At 71.6% G+C, this 2150-nt stretch carries 1 protein-coding gene; it reads right to left on the bottom strand.

Features of this window, described 5'->3' with window-relative positions:
• A partial coding sequence (locus C1J00_RS42395) for a sensor histidine kinase (RefSeq protein ID WP_102914115.1) occupies nt 1-2101 on the bottom strand: 2101 nt, incomplete at its 3' end.
• Between the last annotated feature and the right edge of the window lie 49 nt (nt 2102-2150).

Raw genomic sequence — 2150 nt, 5'->3', positions numbered from 1 at the left:
GGGCGGCGGAGGCGGTGCGGGCCGTGACCAGAGGCCGGGGCTCGGGATCGGGCGCGGCGCCGTGCTCCGCTCCCCGGGGCGCCTCACTCCGCTCGGCGTCCGTCGAACCCCGTCCGTCCACCGCCGCCTTCTCGTCCTGCGGGGCGTCGTCGTCCTTCACACCGCCGCCGGGAGCCTCCCGCACCACGATCTCGTGCGGTATCAGCACGATCGCCGTGGTCCCGCCGTACGGTGACGAGCGCAGGGTGACGGCGATGCCGTGCCGGTGGGCCAGCTGGGCGATCACGAACATGCCGAGGCGCAGGTCGTCGGCGAGCGCCACCACGTCGAACTGCGGCGGCATCGCCAGCTGTTCGTTGAAGGACGTGTAGTCCTCCTCCGACATGCCGAGGCCGCGGTCCTCCACCTCGACGGCCAGGCCCTTGGCCACCATCCCCGCCCGCACCGTCACGGGGCTCGGGGCGGGGGAGTACGTGGTCGCGTTGTCGATGAGCTCGGCCAGCAGATGGATGACGTCGGCCACCGCGGGCGGCGCGACGAACACCTCCTCGTCGGTGAGCACCTCCACTCGCTGGTACTCGGCGACCTCCCCGACCGCGCTGCGCAGGATGTCCATCAGCGCGACCGGCTCGGCCCAGCTGCGGCCGGGCCGTTCGCCGCTGACGATGACGAGGTTCTCCTCGTAGCGCCGCAACTGACTGGCCGTGGAGTCCAGTTCGTACAGGCCCTTGAGGATGTCGGGGTCGGTGTGTTCGCGCTCCAGCGTGTCGAGCTTGCTCAGCTGGAGGTTGACCAGGTTCTGGCTCTGCCGCGCGATGCCCAGAATGATCTTCTGGAACCCGCGCCGGGTGTCGGCGAGTTCGACCGCGGTGTGCACGGCCGTGCGCTGGGCGGTGTTGAACGCCCGGGCCACCTGGCCGAGTTCGTCGTGGCCGTAGTCCAGCTCGGTCGTCGCCGACTCGGGGTCGACCGTCTCGCCCCGCTCCAGCCGCGCCACCACGTCGGGCAGCCGCTCCTGCGCGAGGCTGACGGCGGCCCGGCGCAGGCCGCGCAGCCGCCGGGACAGCGAGCGGGTGATCCGCCACGACATGCCGACGCACACCAGCAGCGCGAGCAGACCGCCGGCGCTCAGCAGCGCCGCCTTCAGCAGCAGGGCGTCCGAGTTGTCGGCACTGCGCTGCAACAGCCCCGCCGTCTGCTGCTGGATGAGCCCCTCGTACTGCTCGGACAACGTGTCCATGGCGCCGGACCACCGCTGCTGCGCGTCCGGCAGGGCGATCCGGTCGGAGGCGGCGCCCGCGTTGCGCGACGCCAGCACCTGGTCCTCGACGGCCTGCAGCGTCTGCCAGTCCCGGCTCGCCAGGATCCGCTCGGTCTGCGCCTTGGCGCTGCCCGTCAGCTGTGGCAGGACCTGGTCCTTGACCAGCCACCGCCGGGTGTTCACCAGCTCCGTGAACTGCGTCCACGTCTCGTCGTCCAGATGCCCGGTGGGCCAGGCCAGGGTCAGCTGCGCGTCCTCCCGGGAGACCAGCTCCGCCGCGTGCTCCAGACCGACCAGGGGGCCCGCCTGCGAGGTGAGGTCGCCGTCGTCGACCTGGGAAAGCTCCTGGAAGGCGTGGATCTGGTCGTCGATGATCGAGGAGTACTGGTCCAGCGCCTGCTGCGGGGTGATGTCGGTCGGGTCGTCCACCTGGTCCCGGTAGTACTCCAGGCTGCCCACCGAGCCCAGCACCGAGTACAGCCGGTCGGATATGCGGGACGGCGCCTTCTCGATCGCGTCCGCCTGCCCCACCAGCTTGGCGACCGCCTTGTCGGTCTCCTCGCGCTGCGCGTCGAGGGCGGCCCTGGAGCCCCTCGGTGAGGCCATCCAGGCGGCCGACAGCTGACGCTCCCGCTGCAGCGCGAGCGTCGCGTCGGTGCCCATGGCGCCGGTCGACCGGCTGAGCTCCGTCTGGTCGCGCAGCCTGAGTCCCTCCGAGAACATCTGGATCGTCGTGACGCCCCACATGGTGGCGAGGGTGACGCTGGGCACCAGGGCCAGGAGCACCAGGGAGAGGCGTATGGAACCGAGGCGGCGCCGGGCACCTGTCCGTCGAGACATCGTCGTCCTAGGGCGTTCAGCGGGGAGTGAGGAACGGGGAGGCGGAGCG

Source organism: Streptomyces cahuitamycinicus (assembly GCF_002891435.1).
Lineage (GTDB): Bacteria > Actinomycetota > Actinomycetes > Streptomycetales > Streptomycetaceae > Streptomyces > Streptomyces cahuitamycinicus.
This window is presented reverse-complemented; position numbering and strand designations above follow the sequence as displayed.